At 47.2% G+C, this 23,482-nt stretch carries 22 protein-coding genes; 8 read left to right on the top strand and 14 right to left on the bottom strand.

Annotation, left to right across the window (positions count from 1 at the left end; translation table 11 throughout):
* Positions 1-17: 17 nt before the first annotated feature.
* Positions 18-1,058, top strand: coding sequence for a PIN domain-containing protein (locus AACP56_RS13350; RefSeq protein ID WP_339335090.1), 1,041 nt, complete (start codon positions 18-20; stop codon positions 1,056-1,058).
* A gap of 186 nt (positions 1,059-1,244) precedes the next feature.
* Positions 1,245-2,237, top strand: a complete 993-nt coding sequence (locus AACP56_RS13345) for a hypothetical protein (RefSeq protein ID WP_339335092.1) — start codon at positions 1,245-1,247, stop codon at positions 2,235-2,237.
* 40 nt (positions 2,238-2,277) lie between these two features.
* Here the strand turns inward: AACP56_RS13345 and AACP56_RS13340 are convergent, their stop codons facing one another.
* Complete coding sequence (locus AACP56_RS13340) at positions 2,278-3,051, bottom strand: XRE family transcriptional regulator (protein WP_339335094.1); 774 nt, start codon at positions 3,049-3,051, stop codon at positions 2,278-2,280.
* A 57-nt stretch (positions 3,052-3,108) separates the two neighbouring features.
* Here AACP56_RS13340 and dinB point away from each other — a divergent pair, with 57 nt between their 5' ends.
* From dinB to AACP56_RS13325, 3 genes are all read left to right on the top strand, one after another.
* Positions 3,109-4,323 (top strand): DNA polymerase IV, encoded by a 1,215-nt coding sequence (dinB, locus tag AACP56_RS13335; protein ID WP_339335096.1) that lies wholly within the window; start codon positions 3,109-3,111, stop codon positions 4,321-4,323.
* Between the two features lie 24 nt (positions 4,324-4,347).
* Positions 4,348-7,368 carry a DNA polymerase III subunit alpha gene (locus AACP56_RS13330; RefSeq protein ID WP_339335098.1) on the top strand — a complete coding sequence of 1,007 codons (3,021 nt, stop codon included), beginning with the start codon at positions 4,348-4,350 and terminating at the stop codon, positions 7,366-7,368.
* Positions 7,369-7,690: 322 nt separating this feature from the next.
* Positions 7,691-8,575, top strand: a complete 885-nt coding sequence (locus AACP56_RS13325) for a hypothetical protein (RefSeq protein ID WP_339335100.1) — start codon at positions 7,691-7,693, stop codon at positions 8,573-8,575.
* A gap of 103 nt (positions 8,576-8,678) precedes the next feature.
* On the opposite strand, the gene AACP56_RS13320 is transcribed toward AACP56_RS13325, so the two are convergent.
* The 8 genes from AACP56_RS13320 to AACP56_RS13285 form a co-directional block, all read right to left on the bottom strand.
* Positions 8,679-9,401: a DUF4138 domain-containing protein gene (locus AACP56_RS13320; protein ID WP_339339974.1), complete on the bottom strand. Its 723-nt coding sequence runs from the start codon at positions 9,399-9,401 to the stop codon at positions 8,679-8,681.
* 115 nt (positions 9,402-9,516) lie between these two features.
* Positions 9,517-10,437 (bottom strand): conjugative transposon protein TraM, encoded by a 921-nt coding sequence (gene traM, locus AACP56_RS13315; protein WP_339335105.1) that lies wholly within the window; start codon positions 10,435-10,437, stop codon positions 9,517-9,519.
* Positions 10,438-10,448: 11 nt separating this feature from the next.
* On the bottom strand, positions 10,449-11,063 hold the full coding sequence (locus tag AACP56_RS13310; protein WP_339335107.1) for a conjugal transfer protein TraK: 615 nt from the start codon (positions 11,061-11,063) through the stop codon (positions 10,449-10,451).
* Positions 11,064-11,099: 36 nt separating this feature from the next.
* Entirely contained in the window at positions 11,100-11,930 is an 831-nt protein-coding gene (locus tag AACP56_RS13305) for a hypothetical protein (protein ID WP_339335108.1), read from the bottom strand.
* Between the two features lie 12 nt (positions 11,931-11,942).
* Positions 11,943-12,524 carry a conjugal transfer protein gene (locus tag AACP56_RS13300; protein WP_339335110.1) on the bottom strand — a complete coding sequence of 194 codons (582 nt, stop codon included), beginning with the start codon at positions 12,522-12,524 and terminating at the stop codon, positions 11,943-11,945.
* An 11-nt stretch (positions 12,525-12,535) separates the two neighbouring features.
* Positions 12,536-14,950 carry a TraG family conjugative transposon ATPase gene (locus AACP56_RS13295; protein WP_339335112.1) on the bottom strand — a complete coding sequence of 805 codons (2,415 nt, stop codon included), beginning with the start codon at positions 14,948-14,950 and terminating at the stop codon, positions 12,536-12,538.
* Positions 14,934-15,140 carry a hypothetical protein gene (locus AACP56_RS13290; protein ID WP_339335114.1) on the bottom strand — a complete coding sequence of 69 codons (207 nt, stop codon included), beginning with the start codon at positions 15,138-15,140 and terminating at the stop codon, positions 14,934-14,936. The genes AACP56_RS13295 and AACP56_RS13290 overlap by 17 nt, the downstream gene beginning before the upstream one ends.
* Positions 15,141-15,256: 116 nt before the next feature.
* A complete protein-coding gene (locus tag AACP56_RS13285) occupies positions 15,257-15,544 on the bottom strand; it encodes a hypothetical protein (RefSeq protein ID WP_339335116.1) in 288 nt (95 codons plus the stop codon).
* A gap of 235 nt (positions 15,545-15,779) precedes the next feature.
* Between AACP56_RS13285 and AACP56_RS13280 the strand changes: the two genes are divergently transcribed.
* Positions 15,780-16,439: an N-acetylmuramoyl-L-alanine amidase family protein gene (locus tag AACP56_RS13280; RefSeq protein ID WP_339335118.1), complete on the top strand. Its 660-nt coding sequence runs from the start codon at positions 15,780-15,782 to the stop codon at positions 16,437-16,439.
* A gap of 74 nt (positions 16,440-16,513) precedes the next feature.
* Here AACP56_RS13280 and AACP56_RS13275 read toward each other — a convergent pair whose 3' ends face one another.
* From AACP56_RS13275 to AACP56_RS13255, 5 genes are all read right to left on the bottom strand, one after another.
* Entirely contained in the window at positions 16,514-17,641 is a 1,128-nt protein-coding gene (locus AACP56_RS13275; RefSeq protein WP_339335120.1) for an endonuclease/exonuclease/phosphatase family protein, read from the bottom strand.
* An 87-nt stretch (positions 17,642-17,728) separates the two neighbouring features.
* Positions 17,729-18,385 (bottom strand): ATPase, encoded by a 657-nt coding sequence (locus AACP56_RS13270; protein WP_339335122.1) that lies wholly within the window; start codon positions 18,383-18,385, stop codon positions 17,729-17,731.
* Positions 18,369-19,055: a hypothetical protein gene (locus AACP56_RS13265; protein ID WP_339335124.1), complete on the bottom strand. Its 687-nt coding sequence runs from the start codon at positions 19,053-19,055 to the stop codon at positions 18,369-18,371. Before AACP56_RS13265 ends, AACP56_RS13270 begins: the two co-directional genes overlap by 17 nt.
* 6 nt (positions 19,056-19,061) lie before the next feature.
* Positions 19,062-19,343 carry a helix-turn-helix domain-containing protein gene (locus AACP56_RS13260; protein WP_339335126.1) on the bottom strand — a complete coding sequence of 94 codons (282 nt, stop codon included), beginning with the start codon at positions 19,341-19,343 and terminating at the stop codon, positions 19,062-19,064.
* A gap of 230 nt (positions 19,344-19,573) precedes the next feature.
* On the bottom strand, positions 19,574-20,410 hold the full coding sequence (locus tag AACP56_RS13255; RefSeq protein WP_339335128.1) for an RteC domain-containing protein: 837 nt from the start codon (positions 20,408-20,410) through the stop codon (positions 19,574-19,576).
* Positions 20,411-20,595: 185 nt separating this feature from the next.
* Between AACP56_RS13255 and AACP56_RS13250 the strand changes: the two genes are divergently transcribed.
* Together AACP56_RS13250 and AACP56_RS13245 are read left to right on the top strand one after the other, a co-directional pair.
* A complete protein-coding gene (locus AACP56_RS13250; protein WP_339335130.1) occupies positions 20,596-22,665 on the top strand; it encodes a lantibiotic dehydratase in 2,070 nt (689 codons plus the stop codon).
* Positions 22,619-23,476, top strand: coding sequence for a thiopeptide-type bacteriocin biosynthesis protein (locus AACP56_RS13245; protein ID WP_339335133.1), 858 nt, complete (start codon positions 22,619-22,621; stop codon positions 23,474-23,476). Before AACP56_RS13250 ends, AACP56_RS13245 begins: the two co-directional genes overlap by 47 nt.
* Positions 23,477-23,482 lie beyond the last annotated feature (6 nt).

The raw sequence follows: 23,482 nt of genomic DNA, 5'->3' as shown, positions 1-23,482 counted from the left end.
GCCTAGAATAGATTTGGATGGATTACATTTTTATAGATACTTCAATTTTTAAGTCGAACAATTTTATAGAAAGCAAAAGGATTCAGGAGGTTTTCAGATTGGCAAAGGAGGGTCATATTAAGATTCTCATGCCTGAGGTCACCTACAACGAAATTCTCAATAGGGCCCGCAAAAATTTGGAGGAAGCCTTGAAGAGTTTCAATCGCTATCGGAGGGATACCCGTGTCCTGAGAAATATAGCATCTTTAAGGGAAAAGTTCGACCCCTTGGAACAAGAGGCCTGCCTTGTAGAACTGACATCGGCTATCGAGGCAGCGCTTAAAGAGGCCAACATTGAAATGCTCAGATATCCGATCCTGGACACCAAAATCATTTTCGATAGTTACTTCCAAAATAAAAAGCCCTTTGGTGCTGGAATCAAGAAAAGTGAGTTTCCAGATGCCCTGGCCCTCATCTCCGTCGAAGAATGGTGTAAGGTCCATAATAAGAATTGTACCCTATTTGCAGAGGATCGGGACTTGATTGAATATGAAAGCAAGCTTTTATCCCATCGTAATTTCAATGAGTTTCTTGACGAAAAACTAAAAACGGTGGAAGCCACAGCAAAGCGAGCAAAAAGACTGGCAAGGATAGCGCAATTGTATGCGGATAAGTCGGATACCTATATTGCGCAAATCACCGATTGGTTGAAGACACAATTGGATGATGAATCAAAATACTATCATCACATCGATTATTTTGAAGTACATGACATGGATGTGCAAGAGGTTTATGTGGAACTTTTGGAGTATGAGATTACCAGTGTATCCGAAGAGGTCATTTATTTGGAGGCCGAGGCCATTGTCCAATATGAAGTCGAAATAACCACAGATGACCAAAATTCGGGCTATTACGATGGGGACGATAAAACCTGGCATTTCTTCGATACAACAAAGGTCAAGATCGAAGAAGAGGAAAACATAAATGTTACTTTTGAATATGCCATCCCTGAAGCAGGTGAAAAATTTGCTGAACTCAAGTTGTTGGACATCAATGATGGAAACGACTTGGATATTTAATCGTGTATCTTTACCAATGCACATTTGAAAGCCTTTTACGAGAGATTGAATTAGGTTTCCTGAAAAGTGTCATACACCTCCCAAAATACATAGGGTATTGGGACATCTAGTTGTAAAGGACAGTTTCCCCAGAAACAAGGATGGATTTAACATAGACCACACAAACTTTATTTGATTTGAAATACCATGAACTACGATGATGAAATAAAATTGGCCAAAGAAAAAGATATTATTGAAGCGGGTGATATTTTTGATTATAGGGAAACTCCTAATGAGGCACTTTTTGATGATTTCTATACATTCTGTAGGGAGCACTTGAACACTAGTCTGAAAAAGCACAACATTAACCCGACCGCTTTCATCTACACTAATTTTTTTGAGACCAATGCTGGTGCACAATTGAAGAATGACACTTTTTCCATTCATATCAATCTGGGATTGATTGTGGGTTGCTCGGAGAAATTTTTAAAAAACAAGGCCTTGGATGAGTATTTAGAAGCAACCTATCCGTATATGTTTGGACATTACGACAATCCGATAACCGCATTGGCCTTTCAGGTAGCAACACAGTTTACCTATTATCATGAGTTTGCCCATTTGGTCCAGTTTTCCAAAAAAAGAGAAAAATTGTCCCTGCAGGAGCGGTATAACGGAGCATTAGAATATGATAGTGTGGCACATTGTTTAGAGACCAATGCGGACACCCTGGCCGCCATAGCAATAGCAACCCATGTCCAACAATACATCAAGAAAAGTTTTGGAGATAAGGTTTCCCAAGAAAATGTGGAGTTTACAATCGTTGTTCTCTGTTCTTGTTTGCTTAACCATATTGCAAGTTTTTGTGAAGACCTACCCAACATTTATTACAAAGAACATTCACATCCACATCCATTCCTCCGCCTGTTTATGGTCAATTTGAATATTGTGTACTACTTGAACAAAAGTGATTTTTTCAAAGCGCAAGGGATTGACATCCAAGTCAATCCAATTTTTAAGAAAGTGTTGGACTTCTATAAGGGTTTGGAAGAAAATAAGGTGTTTGACACAGCTATGGCCGAGGCAATGGAAGAGGCAGCCCAACAACAAGAAGAAATAGCCAGTTATATGGGAGATTTGATTGAATTTGATTTGAAAGACTACAAAAACGCCATTGACGAATGGAATAAGCACATCGCATAACAAATAGCTTAATGGTTGGGTTAATCACAATCTCCTGAAATCACCCCTTTTCTTTTTGGAGTGCTTCCAATTCCACGCCTAGTTCATTGAACATCCGCATAATACTGTCCAGCTTTAGCTCATGGGGTTCATACTCCTGGGTATTGATGCTGCAGGTAAATTCCCAAAGCTCCAAGACTTCGGAAATGGGCACTTCATAAGGTTGGTAGCTTTTATTGTCGGACACCAGTTTTAAGGTGCAATTTTCTTCTATCTGGTTCTGCACCCGCTTGTAGACCATGCCATCGTTTTGGGTCAATAGTACATAGGTCTTCCCATTTTTAATCTCTTTACGGTCTTCCACGAATTTACCGATCACAAAGGAGCCCGGTTTCATGGGCAACATGGAATCCCCCTTGATGGGAAAGGCCCGATGCTTGCCCGTGGGCAAGAAAGGCAGCTTGATCTTTTCCAATTGCTCGATGTATTCCGGGTCGTCATAACCTGCCAGATAGCCAGCCGAGGTCTTTACCGGGACCACCTCAATCATGTCCTCGTTTTCTTGGTTGACCATAATGGGAAAAAGTACGCGTTGGTTTCCAAGCTCAATAAACGAAAAATCCTTGGCTTTTGTCAAATCCTTGCGGATCAAGATATCAACAGGCACCTTAAAAAAATCGGAGATTTTGACCATAAGGTCCAACGTGGGCATGGAACGCCCTTCTTCCTTCGAACCAATGGTCGAACGCGTCACCCCCAGCTCCTCTGCCAATTCTTCCTGAGAGAGCTTCTTAAGTTGCCTGAGGTGGCTAATATTTTTACCTACGAAATACATAATTACTACAAATATAAGCAATACTTGCTACAAAATGTAGCTAAGTTTGTTTTCGCTATGAACGAACAGATTCTACACCTTGATCTCGACACCTTTTTTGTCAGCTGCGAACGGCTCCTGGATTCCCGTTTATTGCACCGTCCGCTCTTAGTGGGCGGCACCGGAGACCGTGGGATGGTGTCCGCCTGTAGCTATGAGACCCGTAGGTTCGGCATCCATTCGGGAATGTCCATGAAATTGGCCCGTCAACTCTGTCCCGAAGCCACGGTCATCCGCGGCAATGCCGGAACCTATACCAAATTCTCGCAGCAGGTCACGGAAATCATCAAAGAGAAGGTACCCGTTTTTGAAAAATCCAGTGTGGACGAATTCTATGCGGACCTTACCGGAATGGACAAATTCTTCGGTACCTACAAATATGCCACGGAGCTGCGGAATTATATCATCAAAGAAACGGGGCTTCCGATTTCCTTTGGGCTCTCCTCGAACAAAGTGGTGTCCAAGATCGCCACGGACGAGGCCAAGCCCAACAATCAGATGCGGGTGGACTTTGGCTTGGAGAAACCCTTTTTGGCACCGCTTTCCATCCGTAAAATCCCGTCCGTGGGCAAAAAGACTTATGAGACCTTGCGGAGCCTGGGCATCCTGAAAGTGAAGACCGTCCAGGAAATGCCCCTCGAACTGATGACCAGTGCACTTGGCGTGCATGGCCGGACCATTTGGAAACGGGCCCAGGGAATCGACCGACCTCCTTTGGTACCCTTCCATGAACGGAAATCCATATCTACGGAACGCACCTTTGGCAAGGATACCATCAATGTAGAGCAATTGAAGACGACCCTGACTGCCATGGTGGAAAACCTGGCCTTCCACCTACGGACCAATGATAAACTGACCGCCTGTGTTACCGTTCGTATCCGCTATTCGGACTTTCAGACCTATTCCAAACAAATGCGGATTCCCTACACCAGTGCCGATCATATCTTGATCCCCAAAATCCTATCACTTTTCGAAAAGCTCTATGAGCGCAGGATGTTGGTACGCCTAGTAGGGGTGCGGTTCACGGATCTGGTCTCCGGAAACTACCAGATCCATTTGTTCGACGACACGATGGAAAAGCTCAGCCTCTATAACGCCATGGACCGTATCCGAAAACGCTATGGCGACCGAAAGGTGCTGTACGCTTCGTCCATGGGGGCAAAAAGTATCGGAAGGTTCCACAATCCATTTAATGGGGAACCGCCCATCGTTTTGGCGCACCGGACCCAATAATAACCTTAAAACAAAACTTTTTTTATGTATTTGAATTGCCACAGCTACTACTCCCTTCGTTTCGGAACCTTCTCCGAAATCGAACTCTTGAAAATGGCCCAGGAAAATGGGGTCTCCCAATTGGTGCTTACCGACATCAACAACACCTCGGCCTGTCTCAACTTTATCCGGAAGGCACCTGAATTTGGGATCAAGCCCCTAGTGGGCATTGATTTCAGGAACGGGGCCGAGCAGCAGTTTGTTGGGGTTGCAAAGAACAATAAAGGGTTTCAGGAACTGAACGAACTCTGTTCGTACCATTCCCATAACGACCTTCAAATGTGGGAGGAAGCACCTATCCTAACGGATGCTTTTGCAATCTACCCTTTTGAAAAGGTGCTCCAACTGGAAAAGACCTCGTTTCGGGAGCATGAGTTCATCGGTATTTCCGTGGAGAACCTCAGACGCCTGCCCTTTTCCAAGTACAAGGATTACAAAGACAAACTGGTCATCCAACAGCCGGTGACCTTTCGGGATAAACGGGATTTCAACACGCATCGGTTGTTACGTGCCATCGATAACAATACCCTGCTCAGCAAACTCCAATTGACCGACCAAGGACGTGCATCCGAAAAAATGCTGCCCCAAACAGAACTGCTCACCCTCTACCAAGAGTTTCCCAATATTATCGAGAACAGCCAAAATCTCTTGAACCAATGTTCTATTGAATTCGGATTTGGGGAGAGCCGTAGCTCCCAAAACCAACAAGTATTCGGGGGGTCCAAGGAGGTCGATTTTCAAACGCTAGAAAGTCTCTGCAGGCAGGGCCTTCCGAAACGGTATTCCGACCCGACCCAAGAGGTCAAAGATCGGTTGCAACGGGAACTGGAGACTATCAAAAAACTGGATTTTGTGTCCTATTTCCTGATCAACCACGACATCGTTTCCCATTCCAAGGAAAAAGGATTTTTCCATGTGGGACGGGGCAGCGGGGCCAATAGCATCGTGGCCTATATCATCGGTATCACCGATGTGGACCCCATAGAGTTGGACCTCTATTTTGAACGCTTTATCAATCCCTATCGGGCCAGTCCCCCCGACTTCGATATCGATTTTTCCTGGAAGGACCGGGAGGAGATGACCGCCTATATCTTTGAGCGTTTTCCCAATACCGCACTCTTGGCCACCTACAATACCTTTAAGTACCGGGCGGCGGTTCGGGAAATCGGTAAGGTGTTCGGGCTTCCCAAAGAGGAGATCGACAAACTGAGCGATGGCCGTTACACTTTTGAAACCTTGGACAACAACGCAAAACAGGTCTTGAAATACGCAGGGTTCATCAAGGGCATGCCCAACCATCTGAGTGTCCATGCTGCAGGTATCCTGATATTGGACCGACCAATTCACTATTACTCCGCCACTGACCTCCCGCCCAAGGGTTTCCCCACGGTACAGTTCGATATGATCATTGCCGAGGATGCCGGTATCTTTAAGTTCGATATCCTTGGGCAACGGGGATTGGCCAAGATCAAGGATGCCGTAGAGATCATTGCAGAAAACCAACCGGATAATCCACCGATTCCGATCGATCAAGTAGAAACTTTTAAGAACGATACGAACATCAATACCCTATTGAGCCAGGGCAAGGCCATCGGTGCCTATTATGTTGAAAGCCCCGCTATGCGCGGCCTGATGAAAAAACTGGGGGTCAACGACTATTTGGGACTGGTAGCCGCCAGCTCGGTCATCCGCCCAGGGGTATCTTCCTCCGGGATGAAGGATGAATATATCCGTAGGCACAAGGAACCAGAGCGACGAAAGGAAGCGCATCCCATTCTTGCAGAGATCATGCCCGAGACCTATGGCATTATGGTCTATCAGGAGGACGTGCTGAAAGTGGCGCATTATTTTGCGGGACTGGATTTGGGGGAGGCCGATGTCCTGCGTCGCGGAATGTCGGGCAAGTTCCGTTCCCGTGCGGAGTTTGCTGCAGTGGAGGCCAAGTTCTTTGCCAATTGCAGGACAAAAGGCTATTCCGATGCATTGGCCAAAGAGGTCTGGGAACAGATAGCCAGCTTTGCGGGCTATGCCTTTGCCAAGGGACATTCAGCTTCCTATGCGGTGGAAAGCTACCAGAGCCTCTACCTTAAATGCTACTATCCCCTGGAGTTTATGGTGGCCGTACTGAACAATGGCGGCGGTTTCTACACCACGGAACACTATATCCAAGAGGCCCGTATGTGTGGTGGCATCATTCATCCGTCCTGTGTGAACCAAAGCGACCATCCCAATTGTATCCAAGGTAAGGACATCTTTCTGGGGCTTGGCTACCTCCGCAATCTGGAAAGTCTGGTCATCCAACGTTTGCTCTCAGAACGACAACTGTACGGGAAGTTCAAATCCCTGGATGACTTTATCGACCGTGTGGCCATCAGTCTGGAGCAATTGACCATCCTGATCCGTATTGGGGCCTTTCGGTTTACCGGCATGCAAAAGAGCGAACTATTGTGGCAGGCCATCTTTAAGCTGAACGCCACCAAAAAAAGTACAGGCCATCCCAAATTATTTAAGCCCAAGCACAAGAAGTTCGAGCTGCCCAAACTGGAACACAACTGGTTGGAGGATGCCTATGACCAAATGGAACTTTTGGGCTTTCCACTCTATGATTATTTTGACCTGATTTCCGAGGAATTGAAGAACGACCTTAGGGCCAAGGATATGCCGCACTATAAAAACAAGCCGATGTTACTGTATGGCATCGTGGTCAACACCCGGTTCAATACCACCAAACACGGCAAAAACATGCGGCTGAGCACCTTTATTGATCGGGAAGGCGCCTATTTTGATGCGGTCCATTTTACCAATGTTGTGGACAAATACCCCATCCATGGCAGGGGGGTCTTTGCCTGCTATGGAAAGATCAGTGAGGAATTCGGACATTATAGCATGAACATCATCCGATCCAAAAAGATGCACCTGAAGGCCGACCCCCGAAGCCCTGAGGAACCCAGTTTTCAAAGGGACCCCTTTGCCCAAAAAGCCAAGCGGAAACAAATCCAAACCTGATTTTGTATCTTAGGATGGACTAACCAAGACTGATAGTATGTGCTACCGAAGACAACTCAATGCCTAAGCTGTTTGATAAATACTATGAAGAAAATTTTTGAGGACATCCACGCCGTACTGTTTCCCTCTGAAGAGGAACGCAAACAACCGCTGTGGTTTAAAATCCTCATCGTACTTATTCTGTTTGGTATTCCCCTTTTTATTTTCTGGTTTGGGGGTGTTGGTTTCTAGACTGCCCCAATAAGAAAATCACCATGAATCAAAATTAGGAGTTTCCAAAAAGGGGTGTATTCGAAACCATTAAAAAAAACCAAAAATCCAAATGTTAACATATAATGAGCTTATAGCATTAAAAGACAAACTCATCAATAATGAGATTGGATTGGAACTTGCAAAAGAACAATGTTGGAAAGGTTTCAAAGAAGGACAACGTTCTTGGCATACGGAAGACTGGAAAAAAAGAAGGGCAGAAATTATTAAGGACAAATGTGAAATATGCTGTAGCAAAGAAACATTGACGATACAGCATCTTTCCCATCCAAGGAGATACAACGCATATTTAAGAGAGATAACAAGAGCGTACACTAATGATTACATAAATAACAGTTCCGAAATTGATAACTCCAAGTTTGGAGATTACATATCAAAAAATTATGAATATGTGCCGGTTCCTTTGTGCCCAAATTGTATGGGTAAGAACCCGAGCGAAAGGGTAAGAAAAATTCCAAAATATCGTTGCGCGGATTGTAAGCACGAATTTGAAGAAGCGATTTATAGGCCAGCAATCGAACTGATTTCTATTTTTTTCGAAGATGAGGATGCCTACGAAGTGCGGGATAAGTGCTTTGTGTCAAAAGATACATGGAGAAATAAACATAACCTATCAAATATCAAGTATTGGTTTCAAAGAAATATAGCAAAGCATAAAGACGCTGAATCTATTGAAAAAAAAGCGTTTTTACTTTATCTAAACGACAACATCAAATACCTTTCCCTTGAAGATACAATAACCGCTTGTAAAAAATGTGCATCCAACTATGACTTGTATAAAATGGAATTATGCCCTAAATGTAAGGAGTACTACAAGGGAATTCAATATCCTATTTGTATTCAATGTTTGCCTGAAGAAAAACGAAAAGAAGTAGAGAAACAAATTGAGTTTGGTAAAGAATGGCGAGAAATGCATAAAAGACTTGGAATCGACTAAATAACATAAAATGGAATTTATAAAAACAGTTGCTAAGAATGTATCCCATTAAAAGCCCTAGTCCAGTTCTTTAAAACCAAACTTCTTTTGTGACTACCCAATATTAATCCCATCGAAGCCATAATATCCGGCTCCCCTTTTTCTCCTGGAGCTCCAGCATCAGTTTTTCTGCATCTCCCAGCGTGAACTTGGGCAGGACATATACAAAACTATGTCGTTGGCCGACCCTAACGATTTCTGGAAAGCCATATTTTAACATAGGTTCCAATAGCACCATTTGGTGGGAGGACCGCCGTCCTTTTTTTCCGTTGACCCTATAAACTTCCAGTACATCCACTTCAAAATCAATGGCAGACCGATTGTGGATTTCCATTTCCACATAGACTTCGTCGCCATGATAGAACAGTTCTTTTAATCGTAGGGCCAAGCCATCCTTTCGTTTGGTTTTCAGAACTTTTGTTCTCCTGCCCAACACATATTCGGCCCCTTTTTCCATCAGCTTTCGAGGGTTGTCCAGGTCCAACGTTTTTTTGGTGCTCGTGACTACAGGAACCTTTCTTATGGTGTCCAACACTTGGGTTTCCTTTTCCTTGCCAACGCTCTCCACGGTGTTCACAAATCGAAAGTTTTCCATAAGTTCTTTATGGTATTCCAGATGATAGGAATAGACCCGACCATCCTCGGTGATCACCAACAGATTGCTGTCATTGCCCCTGTTGGCCTGTAACAATCCGAAATGCTGTCCCGCCTCCTTGTTATAGCTAAAGGTAAAGTGTTCGGCCCCTGTCACCGCCTGACGTATCGGACTGGGAAAGAACAGCGCCATGGTATGGCTGTCATTGGCATAGAGGGTTTCTTGCGAATTTCCCCTAACAACGTGTAATGAGACAAGGATTAAAAGAATCAATTTTTTCATAGGGCATGGATTAAATTAAGGGGGTCTATGACCCCTTGAGGATAAGTTGGTATTGGTTTCGTACCGTCACTTTGACGTTGCGGTTGTTGCGCCGGAACACCTGTTTGATACCGCTTACCTGTGGCACCCCGGCAATATTGATATCCTGGACCACATCGTCCAGCACCTCCCTTTGGGCATCGGCATGGAAACTGTTCTTGATATAGATTCCCTCGTTCCCGTCCAAAAGGTCATAGGCCTTCAGGTTCACGGGACGATGTTCGATATTGGTGATATTGAGCAGCACGCGGTTCGCTTGAAAACTCACAAAACCGAAAACGAGTGTATTTCTGGGGACTGTTTGCCCTTCGACAATGGCATCAACGGCCAGTCGCAGCTCCAAGCGCTCTTCCGCCCGAACGGTCTGTTCCCCGTTTACTTCAACTACGATGAAGACATCGGTCGCAAGGGTTCCGGCCGGGGTCTTCGGTAGTTCCACATGGGGCGATGAAGCGAAGAACGCGGCATGGGCGGCAGTAAAGTCCCTGACCTCTTTCGTTCCGGTCGTTTTTTTGGTCGCTGTTTTGGGAAGTGTCCGACCGCGGCTATTGGAACTGGAGTCAGTAACGTTGGAATAATTGATCCGTCCATGGCGATAGATACTGTCCACGATCCGTTGGCGCCGCATTTCCTCCAGATCGGGATCGTACAGCCCGGTGGAATCGATAAAGGTTTCGGGATAGACGCTCGGGGCCGTGGTCTCCCGCTCCTCCTTGATGTCATTGACCGCCTCCAGTTTGGAATTGTATTCTTTCTGGGTGTCCTCCAGATCTGGTACTTGGGGCTGCTCCAATTGCTGGGTCTCCCCACTGTCATCGTCCACTACTTGAACGTAGTACACGACCATCAAAACGATGACCGCCAGGATGGCCGAAATAAAAATAATCTTGTTCTTCTGCTGTTTCATATTTTAAAGTTTTACTGTGGATCATCCACTTTTCGGAGCGACTTTTCGAAAAAATCGGTGATCAGCAACCCATGGGTATTGTTCGGGAAATGACGGTCCACATGGATCAACTTGCCCGTGGTGATCAGTTTATAAGTGTCGGTTACCGAACCACGGTCGATCTCGAACAGCGTCTCCACCTGGAACCCGTAGGGTTCTTTTGACAGATCCAATTGGATGTTGATGGAAATGATCTTCTCCACGAGGGAATACTGCAACAAGCGGTTATAGACCCCATCGGCCCTTTTCTGGCGGTAGGCCTCGTCCACGGAACTATCGCCCAGCCACAGGGCCTTTTCGAGATTTTTTTCGTAGTTGCTCTCGTCAAGCCCGTAGAAATACTGGTGGAAAAGGTTCAAATGCGATAGGGCCTCGACCTCCAGATTTTCCTTTTGGGAAACCAGCTTTAAGGGGATAACGGAACCGTCCGTATTGACGGCAAAGGCACTGCCGAGCATGGTCCGGTTAAATTGGAAGACCGTCCACAACGAAAAGCTGCTGGTCAATAGGCAAAGGACGACAACGGCCAACACGATAAAGCGGTTGAGCCTAAGGATATCCGTGATGTTTTTATAGCTTGTTTTCATAGTTGTTTTAATTATTAATGTCGATTATCGACTGGGCTAGCCCGAAAAAAGACGAAAGGTGAAACTGGTCGCCCGTTTATAGAGCTTGAACTTCAACAGGACGATAAACCCGACCCCTGCCAGCTCGATGAGCGGGGCAAAGAATTCACTGCCAAAGTCCGTCCCGAACAGGTTGGGCCAAAAATTATCGGTCACTTCCCGGTAGAGCTCGTTGACGAACACATTGACCAAAAAGAAAGCGGGCACGATCATATAGACCGCTGCATATAGCTTGAAATACCGATAGCCCATCTCCCGGAACTTCTCAAAGACCGCCATACTGATGACCAAGGGGAAAAAGGCCTGCATCACCCCCAACAGGAAATAGCGCTCCGCCAAGAACAGGGGATATATGAACAGGTCCAAAACCCAGAGGAACATCCCCATGGCATGGGCAATCGTGCGTATGCCCAAAAAAGGCGTGGCAAGCCATTCGTACAAAAGCCCCATGGCCTTGGCCGTCGCATCAAAAAGCCCGGCCTCTTCCTCGATCTCGATCTGCTGCATCTGCAACGGCAACAACGCTGGTGCCGTTCCACGGTATTGTCCCTCGATCGCCACCAAAATAGTATCAAAGGCATCCAGCACCTCGGTGGAGAACAGGACCACCAGCACCACGGCAAAATTCTTGACTAGATCGGTCGGGCTCAGCCCCCAGGTGAGCCCTTGACGGTTCACGCCCCCCTCATAGTACTTCTTCAGGATGTTGATCAGAAAGAAGAGCACGGCCAGGGTCTTCATACCAACAATGGTATAAGTGGCAAAATTGCTCGCTTTGATGGTCTGGAAGACCGCATCCACATATTCGAGTCCAATGGACAAAAACATCCGTTTCTTGGTTTAATAGTTCGTTTCCCGATTATTGATCTTGGCCTGCATCTCCCGAAAGGAAATGACCATACGATAGCGTTTGTTCTTCAGCTGGATATCGGCCACCATTTTTTGGGATTCCTCCTTTTGGGCCTCCAATATTTCCAGGCGTTCGCCATCGCTCATGTTCAAAAAGTCGTTGGAGAGCACCTGTCCCATAAATTCCAGATTGTCCAGGGAGGTCTCGATGATGGTATTGAAACTCCCCGATACGGCATCGATCTCCTGGGGTTCGATATAAGGGGAGTTCAATATCTCCCTAAGATCTCTATTGACCATATCCAACAGTTCCTGGTTGTTCCGGTTAATCTCCCTAACCGCCTTGTACTGCTTGACGGCATTGTTGACCTTTTCGAGTTTTTCCTTGACCTCCTTCAGATGGTTGACCATCTTGAGCATCTCGGCGGTCTGTTTCCCGGCCTCCACCAATTGTTTGATGAGGGAGACAAAATTCGTATTGTCATACACCGGCATCCCCTGGGCCACACCGTGGCCCTTTGGTATTAGAAAGAACAGGGTTATTACGATTAAGGTTCGCGTGTTTTTCCTCATGATTTCTGGTTTTAAATTGATGATTCTCTTTTTTGGTTTATGAATTCTTTGATTGCTTTTTCCATACAGCCCGTTTGTTCATAAAGGACCATTATGGCCTCGGATTCGCTGCCGTCCGTCAGATAGGCCGCATACACTTCGGGCGGGACCTCCAAACGGAAGATGTTGCTCTCGTTCCCGATCTTGATAAAGATTTCGGTGTATTTCCGTTCCCCTTTCAGGTCATTGCGGATGGACCGGAGTTGGTTCAAATCGTGGGACGACAGATTGAGCCTTTTGGCCAGGGCATCGTACCCTTTTTCATTGCGGAGGCTGTAGATGACCTGGGTATTCTCCAGGATGCTGGCCGAGGTCGAATTATCCGGCAGTTGGTTGATGGACTGCAGGATAATGCCAATGGCCCCGTTCTGTTTCCGGATGGCTTGGTAATAGAACTCCACGCTCTCCAAGACGTTGTCGAACTTCAGTTGTTTGGCAAACTCATCGAAGAGGATGATGCCCCGCTCGGAGCGGTTCTGCCAAATGGTGCGTTGGACGGCAGACTTGATGAGCTTCAGCATGACGGACAGCACCTCTTTATTGTCCTTCACTTCGTCCAGTTCAAATATGATGAGCCGTTTGTCCTCCAACTTATAGGACTGATCCTCCGTAACCTCGAAGAGAAAGCTATACAGCCCATCGCCGACATATTCCGATAGGATGTGCAGAAAGTTGGTCACATTGAAATAGGCCGAATCGATACCAAGGCTTTCCAACAGGGAGTCCTTTTTTGATTCTACAAATCCATAAAATCCACTCAATGCATAGTTGCCGGACACTGTCCGGTAATAGGCTTTCAATATCCGCTTGAGGGCCACGGCCTCCCCTTTGGTGGGCTTATTGGCGCTGCCCATCAGTTCAAAAAGGAACACCGCCAAATCCTCTAACCTTTCAGGCCCCACATTGTGGGGTTCTGTTACATAAAAGGGATTGATGCCCAGGTTTTTTCCCTGCTCATACCGTAGCACCGTATGGTCGCCTGGATAGAGTTTGGCGAACTTGGTATAGCTGCCGCCCAGATCGATGATGACCAGTCGCACCGCTTCCTCAAAGAACTGGCGCAGGATGTTGTTGGCCAGAAAGGACTTGCCCTCGCCCGTGGGGGCGAAGATGGCAAAGTTCCTGGCCTTGATGCGTTTTTTGTCCGTGTCCCAGACATCCTTGTGCACAGGGATATTGTTTTGGCGGTCGTTGAAAACGACACCGGTGCCATCCGATAGGTAATTCGTATTGTTGATGATCGGGCAAAGCGCATGTTTGAGATCGGCAACATACAGGTCGGCATCCGAGAAGTTGGAGGAAAAACCCCAATAGCTGTTGACCAAATAGTTATTGCGCTCCTGACCTTTTGGGGCATAGGGAAGCATGTCCAGCTCCTTGAACTCAGCCTTGATCTTGGAAGCGATATTTTCCAACTCTCGGGCTTCCCGACACCAGTAGATGATATTGAGCTGTCCACGGATAATCCTTGCGGAATCGTCTTGGTTGATGCGGTCCAGGATGGAGCTGACCCTGCCATGCAGCACCTTGTTCTGTGTCCCGAAATTGGAGCTCTTGGAAAGTTCCTCCAACCGTTTTTCCAATAGTTTTCGCCATTTGTGCCTGTCGTCCAGATAGAGGATCTGGTTGACGATATGGTTTTCGTCCAAGGACAGCCCCAGCCCATCGATAAAGCCTTGGTGGAAGGTGAAATCGTCCGCGGTATAGGATTCGTTGACCTTGCTGCTCTGGACGGTCTCCCCGAAACAGGCCTCGTTGTTGATGGCCAGTACGTCAAAATAATGGTCCCCGATCTGGGTCCCGTCCCTGTCCAACAGGATGTCCGTATCGAAGTCCTCATTGAAACCGTTGAAATATCGGTCCGTCAGGGACAGGATCTCCACTTGGTTCAGGGGATGGCAAACCAGCCGGTGGCCGTTGGAAAGAAACCCTACGGCATCCTTTACGGCGGCTATGAAGTTTTTTGCCCCTTCGGACAGTTCCCACGAAATCGACCGGGGTATCGCTTTGAAGGGGTTCACATACTTGGCAGCATTCAGCCCCCTGTTCCTGGGCCAGATAAAATGGAGGTAGGATGTATGTACCATATGCTTCCGACCCTTAAAATGGTCGTGGGTGGCCCGCTGCAAAAAGGTATGGTTCGAAAGTAACATTGCATCGTATGATGCCTTTTGGTATATGTCCTGTTTGTGGACCACGGTCCCCGAGGGAAGTGACTTCAGGGCCTGGAACCAGGTACCGTGCAGTTCCCCAAAATCGGTAGGGGAAAGCGAATAAATCTCGGGGAGTTCCAACCGGTAGCAAAGAATGATGTTGCCATTGTTGGCAAATACCCGGTTCCCGTCAATATCCACCAATGGATAATGGTCGTTAAGATTTGTCCTCATAGCACAATGCGCTTGTTTTTTTGTTCGAGATGGCCTTGGGCAATACGTTGGTCCTATTCAACAATTGGGGCTCGTTCGATAGTTTTAACAGCACAACGTATAGGCCTCCGTTAAGGACCATGGCCCCGATGACCAGCCCAAAACTGAAGGAAAAGATGACCACCAACAAAGAGCCGATGATCCCGACCATCTGAAGGGCGAACAGGGCTACGGGCAGGCCAAAGATGAGGGCCCGTACCCGAATGTCCCTGTAGACATGAAATGTTTTCATAAGGCTTTTTTAACTAAGGCCACGATGTGGCTGGGTTATACTACGAGGGTTATCAGATAGGTAAAGATGCCCACTACGGCCCCAGCGATCAGCACAAAGACCAATACGCGTGTGATCCCTTTTTTAAGGTCGGCGTTCTCCCCAAAGAAGTGTCCCGCATTGAACAGGAATCCGATAAGGAAGATGACCCCAAGGATGATGGGAAAGATGGTACGGATGGTGTCCGAGATATCGTTGACCGAATCCTCGATGCCCCCGATCTGGGCATAGGTGGGCAAGGTGGCCCATAGCAGCAAAAAGGCTGCCCTTAATTTGTTTTTCATGACTGTTCGTTTAAGACCGAACCTTTCGGTCCGGCCTGGTTAATGATTGATGAATAAACTGGCGTTCCCTTTTTTGTGGGTTGATGAGACCCGGAACGATTCACTAACAAATCTTCAATGTTTTTGTTCAAAAACTAAATTATATTAAAATATTAACAGTATTACAAGTTAAATTTTACGAATATTTTATCTAAAATGAATATTCGTTGAATATTGCACAATCAAAACCTATCGTATGAAACCCTATCCAATGTATATATGTGCATTCATTTTATCCATACTCTGGGCACCGCTTCACGGCCAGAACGGGACCTCCAAAACAAAGGTGCTGCTAGATCCCGGGCACGGTGGGACCGATTCGGGTGCCATTGGCATCAACGGTATCCTCGAAAAAGAGGTTGTCCTGGAGATTGCACTGGAAGCCTTGCGGCTCAACAAGGAACTGTATCATGGGGAACTGGAACTCTACCTGACCCGATATTCGGATACCCTGATCTCGCTAGGGGACCGTAGCCGTCTGGCCAGGGGACTGAGGGCCAATCTGTTTATTGCCATCCATTGTAATGATGCACCCAACAAACGCGCCCAAGGATCGGAAGTCTATGCGGCAACGGGAACGGAACATCCCTATTTGGAGGAGACCGTATCCTTGGGGTACTATCTGTCCAAGGAACTGAACCAACAGCTGGGTATTAAGGATAGGGGCATCAAAAGGGCCAATTTTCAGGTACTTCGCGAGACCAAGGAACAATGCCCCGCCCTGTTGTTGGAGGTCGGCTTTATATCCAATGTTGAGGAGGCCGAACATGTCGAACGAAAAACCGCCCAAACGGCCTTGGCACTTGCCCTATTAAAAAGCATTTTTAAACATCTGGAAAATGATGGAGATCTTTAAGGAGCTGGCCATCCAGCTTAAAATACTGGCCAAGGCTTTTTGGAATGCCCTGGCCGGTCTTCGAAGGAAATAGGTCAGATTCCGTGAAACTGCGCCCACAATAGTGGGTGGTCACTGGCCTGGACCGTTTTGGAAGTCACCGTGGGATAGGTCGGCCACTTGGGTTTTTCTACGGGCCATATGCCCCGTCGGTCCATACCACTGGACTCCAATTTGGCAAATAAGATCGGAGAGCACAAAAGGTAGTCCCGTTGTCTGATGTTCACCCCTTTTTGGTAGGCACCCATCCGAAAATAGGCACCGTCCGTTCCCTTGTCCGCTATTACCTGAAATTCATCATGACGGGAAATGTCCTTTATATGGGTATCCCGCAACAATGGGGAGAGGGCATCACTATAGGAAACATCGTTCAAGGTGCCACAAACCACCACCTGTTCCCTTCCCTTCGAGAGCAATTTTCGGTAGCGTTCAGCGACCCTTTTGGCCTGGGCCTTTCGCTGTGTTTCCTTGGTATCCCCTTGGTCCTTTTCCGGAAAGTGACCATTGATAACGGTAATGGACTCGCCTTTGGGGGTAATAATGCTGTACTCCGGACAATCGATATCGAACAATGGGTCATCGCTTCTTCCCTTTTCATGGGCATGGCTCTTGATACTGTCCACCAGATAACCGTTCTTGGCCAATACGGCCATACCGAGACCTTGGTCACTGTTGCCCTCCAGGTAAAGGAGCTGGGCATAAGGGGTAATCTCGTACTGTTCGGCCAGTTTGCCGTTGAAATCCGAAAGGGACATTCGGTCCTCCACTTCCTGGAGCACCAGGATATCGGGGTCGGCATCCGCGACTATCCGTACCTTATGGGAGACCGCCTTTTCATCGATGGGTATGGAATGCACCTGAACCCAGCCGTTCCACCCGATCTTCGCCGTCGCCCGTTCCTCCAGGGCCACGCCCCTGGGTTTGACATATAGCTGTCCGCCCCTTTTCCGGAGTACCAGATAGGGCTCTGTGGATTTGGAGGTAAAGCCCAACAAAAAGGCAAGTTCCCGGAGCCGGTCAAAATCTGTATCGCTCCTCAGGGATTTGCCCATCAAGGCGTGGAACTCATCCACCCAGGATTGGAAATTCTGGCCCTTAGGGCCTTTCATCAGTTCGTTGTCCCGATGGAACAGGTTTTGGATGTTAAAAGTTGCTATTTTCATGATTTCTCTGTTTTGTTATCATTCCCGCAACGGCGGGAATCTTTTTGAGTTTAATATTCCATTTTATCAATATGGCATCGATGATGCCTAGGTTCTTTTATCCTTTGTCTCCTTTCCAAAGGCCACCAGATTGAACTGCTGCCGCATCCGGCTTCGGACCCTTGGTCCGTAGCGCTCCTGTAGTTCCTCCGCGTTCAAGTTGGTAGTGGCATGGGTACGGATGCCCGTTTTCAAGAAAAGTTCGTAACGGGAGAGCAGGATCTCGCCCATCACATTGCAGTCCTTCCCAAAGTGACGGCCCATGGGTTCCACCCCGAGATCGTCAAAACAATAGAACCGCCCGTCGCCATAGTCCTCGATGATGCGATAGCCGATATGGTTGAAGGCAAAGGCAATGTTTCGGGCCGGGATGACCTCATAGGGCTTGAAATGGGGCGTTAGGTACCGGAGCAATTTCATCAGACTGGTCTTCCCACAGCCCACGGGACCGGAAAGCAACAGGCCCTTATTGGGGTCGATACCCAGTTTTCGGCACATCCCAAAATCCCGGATGGCATAGTTGCAGAGCTTGTACAGTACCTCCCGGTCTTCCTCGTAGATCGTGAAGGATTTCCCGAAGAGCAATCTGCCCTTGGCCTCCAGATAGATCAAGATCTTTTTGAAATCATAGTCCACCCGCTGTCCTTGGAGTTCCCCTAGGGAGTAGGTGACCGCACCTTCGATAATCTTAGAGGGGTTGCCCATAATCCTTTTCCGTTTCGGTGATCAGGTTATCGCTGTTCCCGACCCTTCTGAGCTGGGCTTTTTTGGCCTCAATTTTTTGGGCCGCGATTTCCTTCGCCTTGAGAACCCAATTGTCGGCTGCCGCCTTCCAATCTTGTATGGCCACCTTGCCACCAATTTTCCAGCCGATGGCCTGGTAATGGTTGAAGAACTTAAAGGCCTCCTCCAACACATACTTTTTTTCCTTAAAAAAATCCAAAACCTCCAATTGACTTTTGGGCTTGGCTCCCAAAGAGCGTTTGTTAGGTTTGTATTGTTTGTTATATAAGGTATCCGGTACAGATTTGGGACGGTACGTCCCAAATATGGTCCTGGTGCGTCCCATCAGCGTACCGCTATCGGTACAATTTTGGGACAGTGCCACCATGGAAATTTCATGCGGACTTTTCGCGGGATGGTAGTCGATATAGCCGAATTTGTCAAGCTCCTTCACCAATCGGTGATAGGTAGATTTCGAACCGATCTTGGCCATGTGCATCAACTCCTTGCGATTGGCATAAAATTCCTTTGGAAAACGGTGCAGGTTCCAATAGAAGAACAGGGCCAGGTAGAGGCTGATATGGGAGGCGTGCAAGCGGTCATCCGCGTAGATGTCCGCAAAGGTTGCGTTTAGATGTTGGATATAGTTCATCTATTCTCAGTTTACTGGGGAGAGCTTGTGCTTACCGATTATGGCATCGATCTCCTCCCGGTCGTAATAGATCAGCCCCTCCACCTTGTAGCTGGGAATCGTCTGGTTGTTGCGGAGGTTCTGGAGCGTGGCATGGCTGATCTTCATATGGTCCATCACCTCGGTGGAACGCAACCAATTTTTGGGCTTTGTAAGCTGTGTCTTTTCCTCCAGAAGCCGTTCGATGTCGGCCAAGAGGTCCATCCGAAATTTTTGGAGATCTTCGGTGGTAATAATGGATGTGGGCATTTGTACTTGTTTTTATAAAAACCTTTCGGCCTTTGTTGTTTTCGGTACAAATGTGGCTATCCTTTAGGTAAGTTTTTATATACCATATAACGACCATATACTTTTTTTTGGCCCATTTAAGTGGACCAAAACTGTCCATATCCCACAAAATATCATCAAAAGCGTACCCAAAATCGTTGCAAAATCACCAACAGGTGTTTTTATATACCATATAACAACCATATAAAAAATCAGGCATCCCGTCCGTCGAGAAAACTGAGGAAGGCATCCAGTAGGCGTTGCAGGTATTTGGCCCGATGCTTCTTGCGGTTGGTGATCTGCGCAAACAGCCCATAAGGATCCTGGATCTCGATTCCGAACACTTGGCAGAAATAGTCCATAAAGGCCTTGATCTCAAAATTTCCATGGTTGATGGCCCTGGCCTCACGCAGCGCATAGGCCATTTCCACGGCCGCCGTGGGCGGTAGGGTAAATACAAAAGCGGTTTGCTTATTTAAATCGTCACTGTGTCCTATGGCATGAATTGCGCTGATCTGTTCTTCCAGACCCTTCAAGTAATTTCCATAACGCTCCAATCCTTTAAAGGTGGCCAGCAGCAGATCATGCGAGGTTTCAAATTGGGTATCGTAACGGTATTTGTAGTTTTCTATGGGATGATGACCACCATGTTCCCTTGTAAAATATTGGACATCAAATTCTTTCCGACCTTCCAAGAGGTAGCGGTGAAACTCGAAATGACAGTGATAAAAACGATTTATCCGTTCCCGCTCCAAGCCCAAAAAGTCCAGCTTTGCATCCCGGCCCAATTGGGGCATACGCAGTTCGCATTGGTGGACTTCGGTATAATACACCAAATGCTGTAGGGGAACCGATTTGATCTGCTTAAAGAAATGGATTTCCTCGGTTTCGCTTGAAAATCCGTTTACCACCACTTCTTTTCTTAATAGGACTAGGGTCTTCCTACAAAGAGTAGCACCCTCATTGGCCCGTTCCAATACGGAAAGCCTTGCTGTCCGTAAGTTTTGCAGATCGTCGCCGAAATCCTTTAAAATGTTGATCCCTTCCATAATGGTCGTGCGTTTTGATGCATTGCCCGTGACTTAAAGCTACGTTTCAAAACCGTTGTTTTATGCTGTAAATGGGGTTCATTCCTGAAAAGGGAGCCACTTTTCCCATATGGCGAAATCCCTTTTCGTGAAAGGGTTGCTCTTGGTCCGTAATCGGTTTACATTCCCCATTGTAAACCGGCCCAATGGACCCCAAGGATAAAGCGCTTTTCACCAAATACATCATCGACGACACCTTTGTAGTGCGCACCCCCTATCTGCCCCTGGAACGTCTTGGCCCGATTCAGGAATGGGGACCTCCCCAAACCGCAATCCCCAAATGGTGGTCCAACAGTGTTTTCAAGCGGGCCGTTCAAGAGGCCGCTCCTGATTTTTCGCAGGAAATCCAGCGATGGCTTGAACAAATAAATCCAAAAAAAACAGAACAAATCTGGTATTCCCTTCTGAAGTATCGCATTCGTATATGCACCCGTGCCACGCCCTTTGGCCGTTTTGCGGGCCCAGCTTTGGGCAGCTTCGGAAAAACCACAAAACTGGTTCGGGAAAGTTCGCATCAATTTGACAAGAATATCTGGGTTGATTTACATGACGTTTCGGATACGTCCAATAGGCCCGATCCATCAGGAAAAGAAACGCAGTGGTTTCCAAATACCACCCTGTATCCAACTAAGCTGGGCCAGCGCTATTGGGATTTTCCCTTACCTGAAAGTGATTCCAGGCCCATCTTACAGGAGGTTTCCAAGTCCCCTGCCTTATGTGCAATTCTGAAGCAGGCCACAAACGGGGCAGTGGGGGCCAGGTTATTGGACACCCTGACCCAAATGGGCCACTCCGGGCAATTGGCCGAAGCCTACCTGCAACAATTGAAGGAACGCCAGATCTTGGTACCCGATACTGTTCCCTCCATCTTTGAGCCCAAAATCCAATCCATTGAAAACACAGCCATTAAACATTCGGTCAGCGCAGTCAATAGCTACCCCCGATTCTTGGTGACAACCTTGGACAGTTCAATTAAGGAACAACTCCAGCGTGCATTGCACATGTCCGGTCTTTTTTCACCAAAGGAAACGAATACCGACTATTCCGAATTCTCCAAGGCCTTTGCCTCCTTGTTCGGAAATCGAAAGATACGTCTAGTGGATGTAATGGATGGGGAATATGGACTGGGTTATCCCTTGGGCCGCTACCGAGAGGCGAACAGCTACCTCAGACACTTTGGGCTTTCTTCCAAGCAATCCTTTGCACAAGAAACGCCCACTCCCGCACAACAATGGTTATGGGACAAATTTACAGCGAACCCAAATGTGGAAACCCTATATCTTGATTCCAACGAACTGATGGCATTTGACACGCCCACCTTTGGTTTTCGTCAGACCTTCTTTGGACTTGTGGCATGGCAATCATGGCGGGGGAAATCCCTCTGCCACCCGATTTCTTTTGGTGGGGCTTCCGCTGCCGTGCTCCATGCGCGACACGCCCTCGGACATCCTGGGTTTCTCGAATGGGCGTCGAAAATAGCGACCAAGGAAAAACCGATAGATGGGAATACCATGGCCATGGAAGTGGCCTACCGACCCTTGGGAAAGGAGATGGTGGTAACCGCAAGGCCGCAATTGAGGGATACCATCCTTCATCTGAACAATGGCAGAAGGGCAAAGGAGTCCAAGATTATAGCATTGGAATCTTTGTTGCTGCACCATAATGGAAAGCGGCTTGTAATTACCCACAGGGAATCCGGCAAGCAGGTCGAACCCTACCTAACCACAGCCTATGACCATCAACGTTGCCCCTTGGCCATCTATAGGTTCTTGGGAGATCATCAGTTTTTGGGCCAACGCGCCTACGCCTATTTTGATTGGGGGCCACTTCCAAAGGGTAACCTCAAACTTCCACGGGTCATCATTCAAGATATACTCCTGTCGAAAAGGACTTGGCAGTTTTCAACGGAAACGGTTCGGCAACTCCAACAGACAGCCCATGATTCCAAACGGTTTGTGGACCATTGGAAGGACTTTTGCCTAACGCATCAGCTTCCAAAAAAAATTACTTGGTCCCAACATGACCAAACATTGGTATTGGATATAGATAATTTGCGCTTTGTCAGATTATTTCTAAACCGACTTCCAACAAACAAGACCTTGGCCTTAGAGGAATACTTGCCCCCAGGCAGACCCTTGGTTAAAGATGGTAGGGACCATACCTACGCCAGTGAGTTTCAATTTTCCTTTTTCAAAACATCCAATAATGGTTCCTAATCCAAGTCCAAGATGGCTTTCCCTGTACCTTTCGGGCACACCCAAGATGACCCATAATCTCTTGGTGCGCGAACTGGTCCCAACCCTCCATGAAGCTGCTTTTCTCCCATGGATTTCCAATTGGTTCTTTGTCCGGTATTGGGACGAACTTCCCCAACTACGCTTCCGTGTGCTGGTCTCCAAACTAAAAGAAGCGGAACTAAAGGGCAGTTTGGAAAACAGGTTGGCACACTATCTTAAAGACCATCAGCTTTGGGGGATGGAATGGAAATCATATGTTCCAGATCTGGAACGCTATAGTGTAACAAACATGGATGCCGTTGAGGAACTCTTCCGTTGGCAGAGCGAACATGCCCTTCAGCTCTTTCAGGAGAAACGTGGAGAGGAGAAACGGTTGTCCAGAATACTGCAGCTATTGCCCCAATTGCTGCAATCGACATATCCTTCCCTTCATCAACAGAAGATTTTTATCAAAACCCAACGGGATTATTTTCAGGGCCGTATCCAGTTTTCAACCCATTCTAAAAAGGCCATCTCGAAGGCTTATAGAAAGCTGGCCCCACAGCTGGACATCGAAGAACTTTTGGCCACTACAAGTGCAACATTGACGCCCCCAATTGAAAATATGGCAGTATTATTTCCTGAAATACAAGGAAAGACCGAATCGGAAAGGTCACGCATCCTTCGGGATATTTTCCATATGGGAATCAATAAATGTTTCCTGACCGACCACGACCAATGGGAATTCCTGATCTATGAATTTTTGGATCGGGCCTATGCCTCCCATATTGCAAGAAGCAAGGAACAATAGTTCGTG

The organism is Croceitalea sp. MTPC6, from assembly GCF_036985525.1.
GTDB lineage: Bacteria > Bacteroidota > Bacteroidia > Flavobacteriales > Flavobacteriaceae > Croceitalea.
The sequence above is the reverse complement of the archived record's forward strand: the minus strand, read 5'-3'. Positions and strand labels throughout refer to the sequence as shown.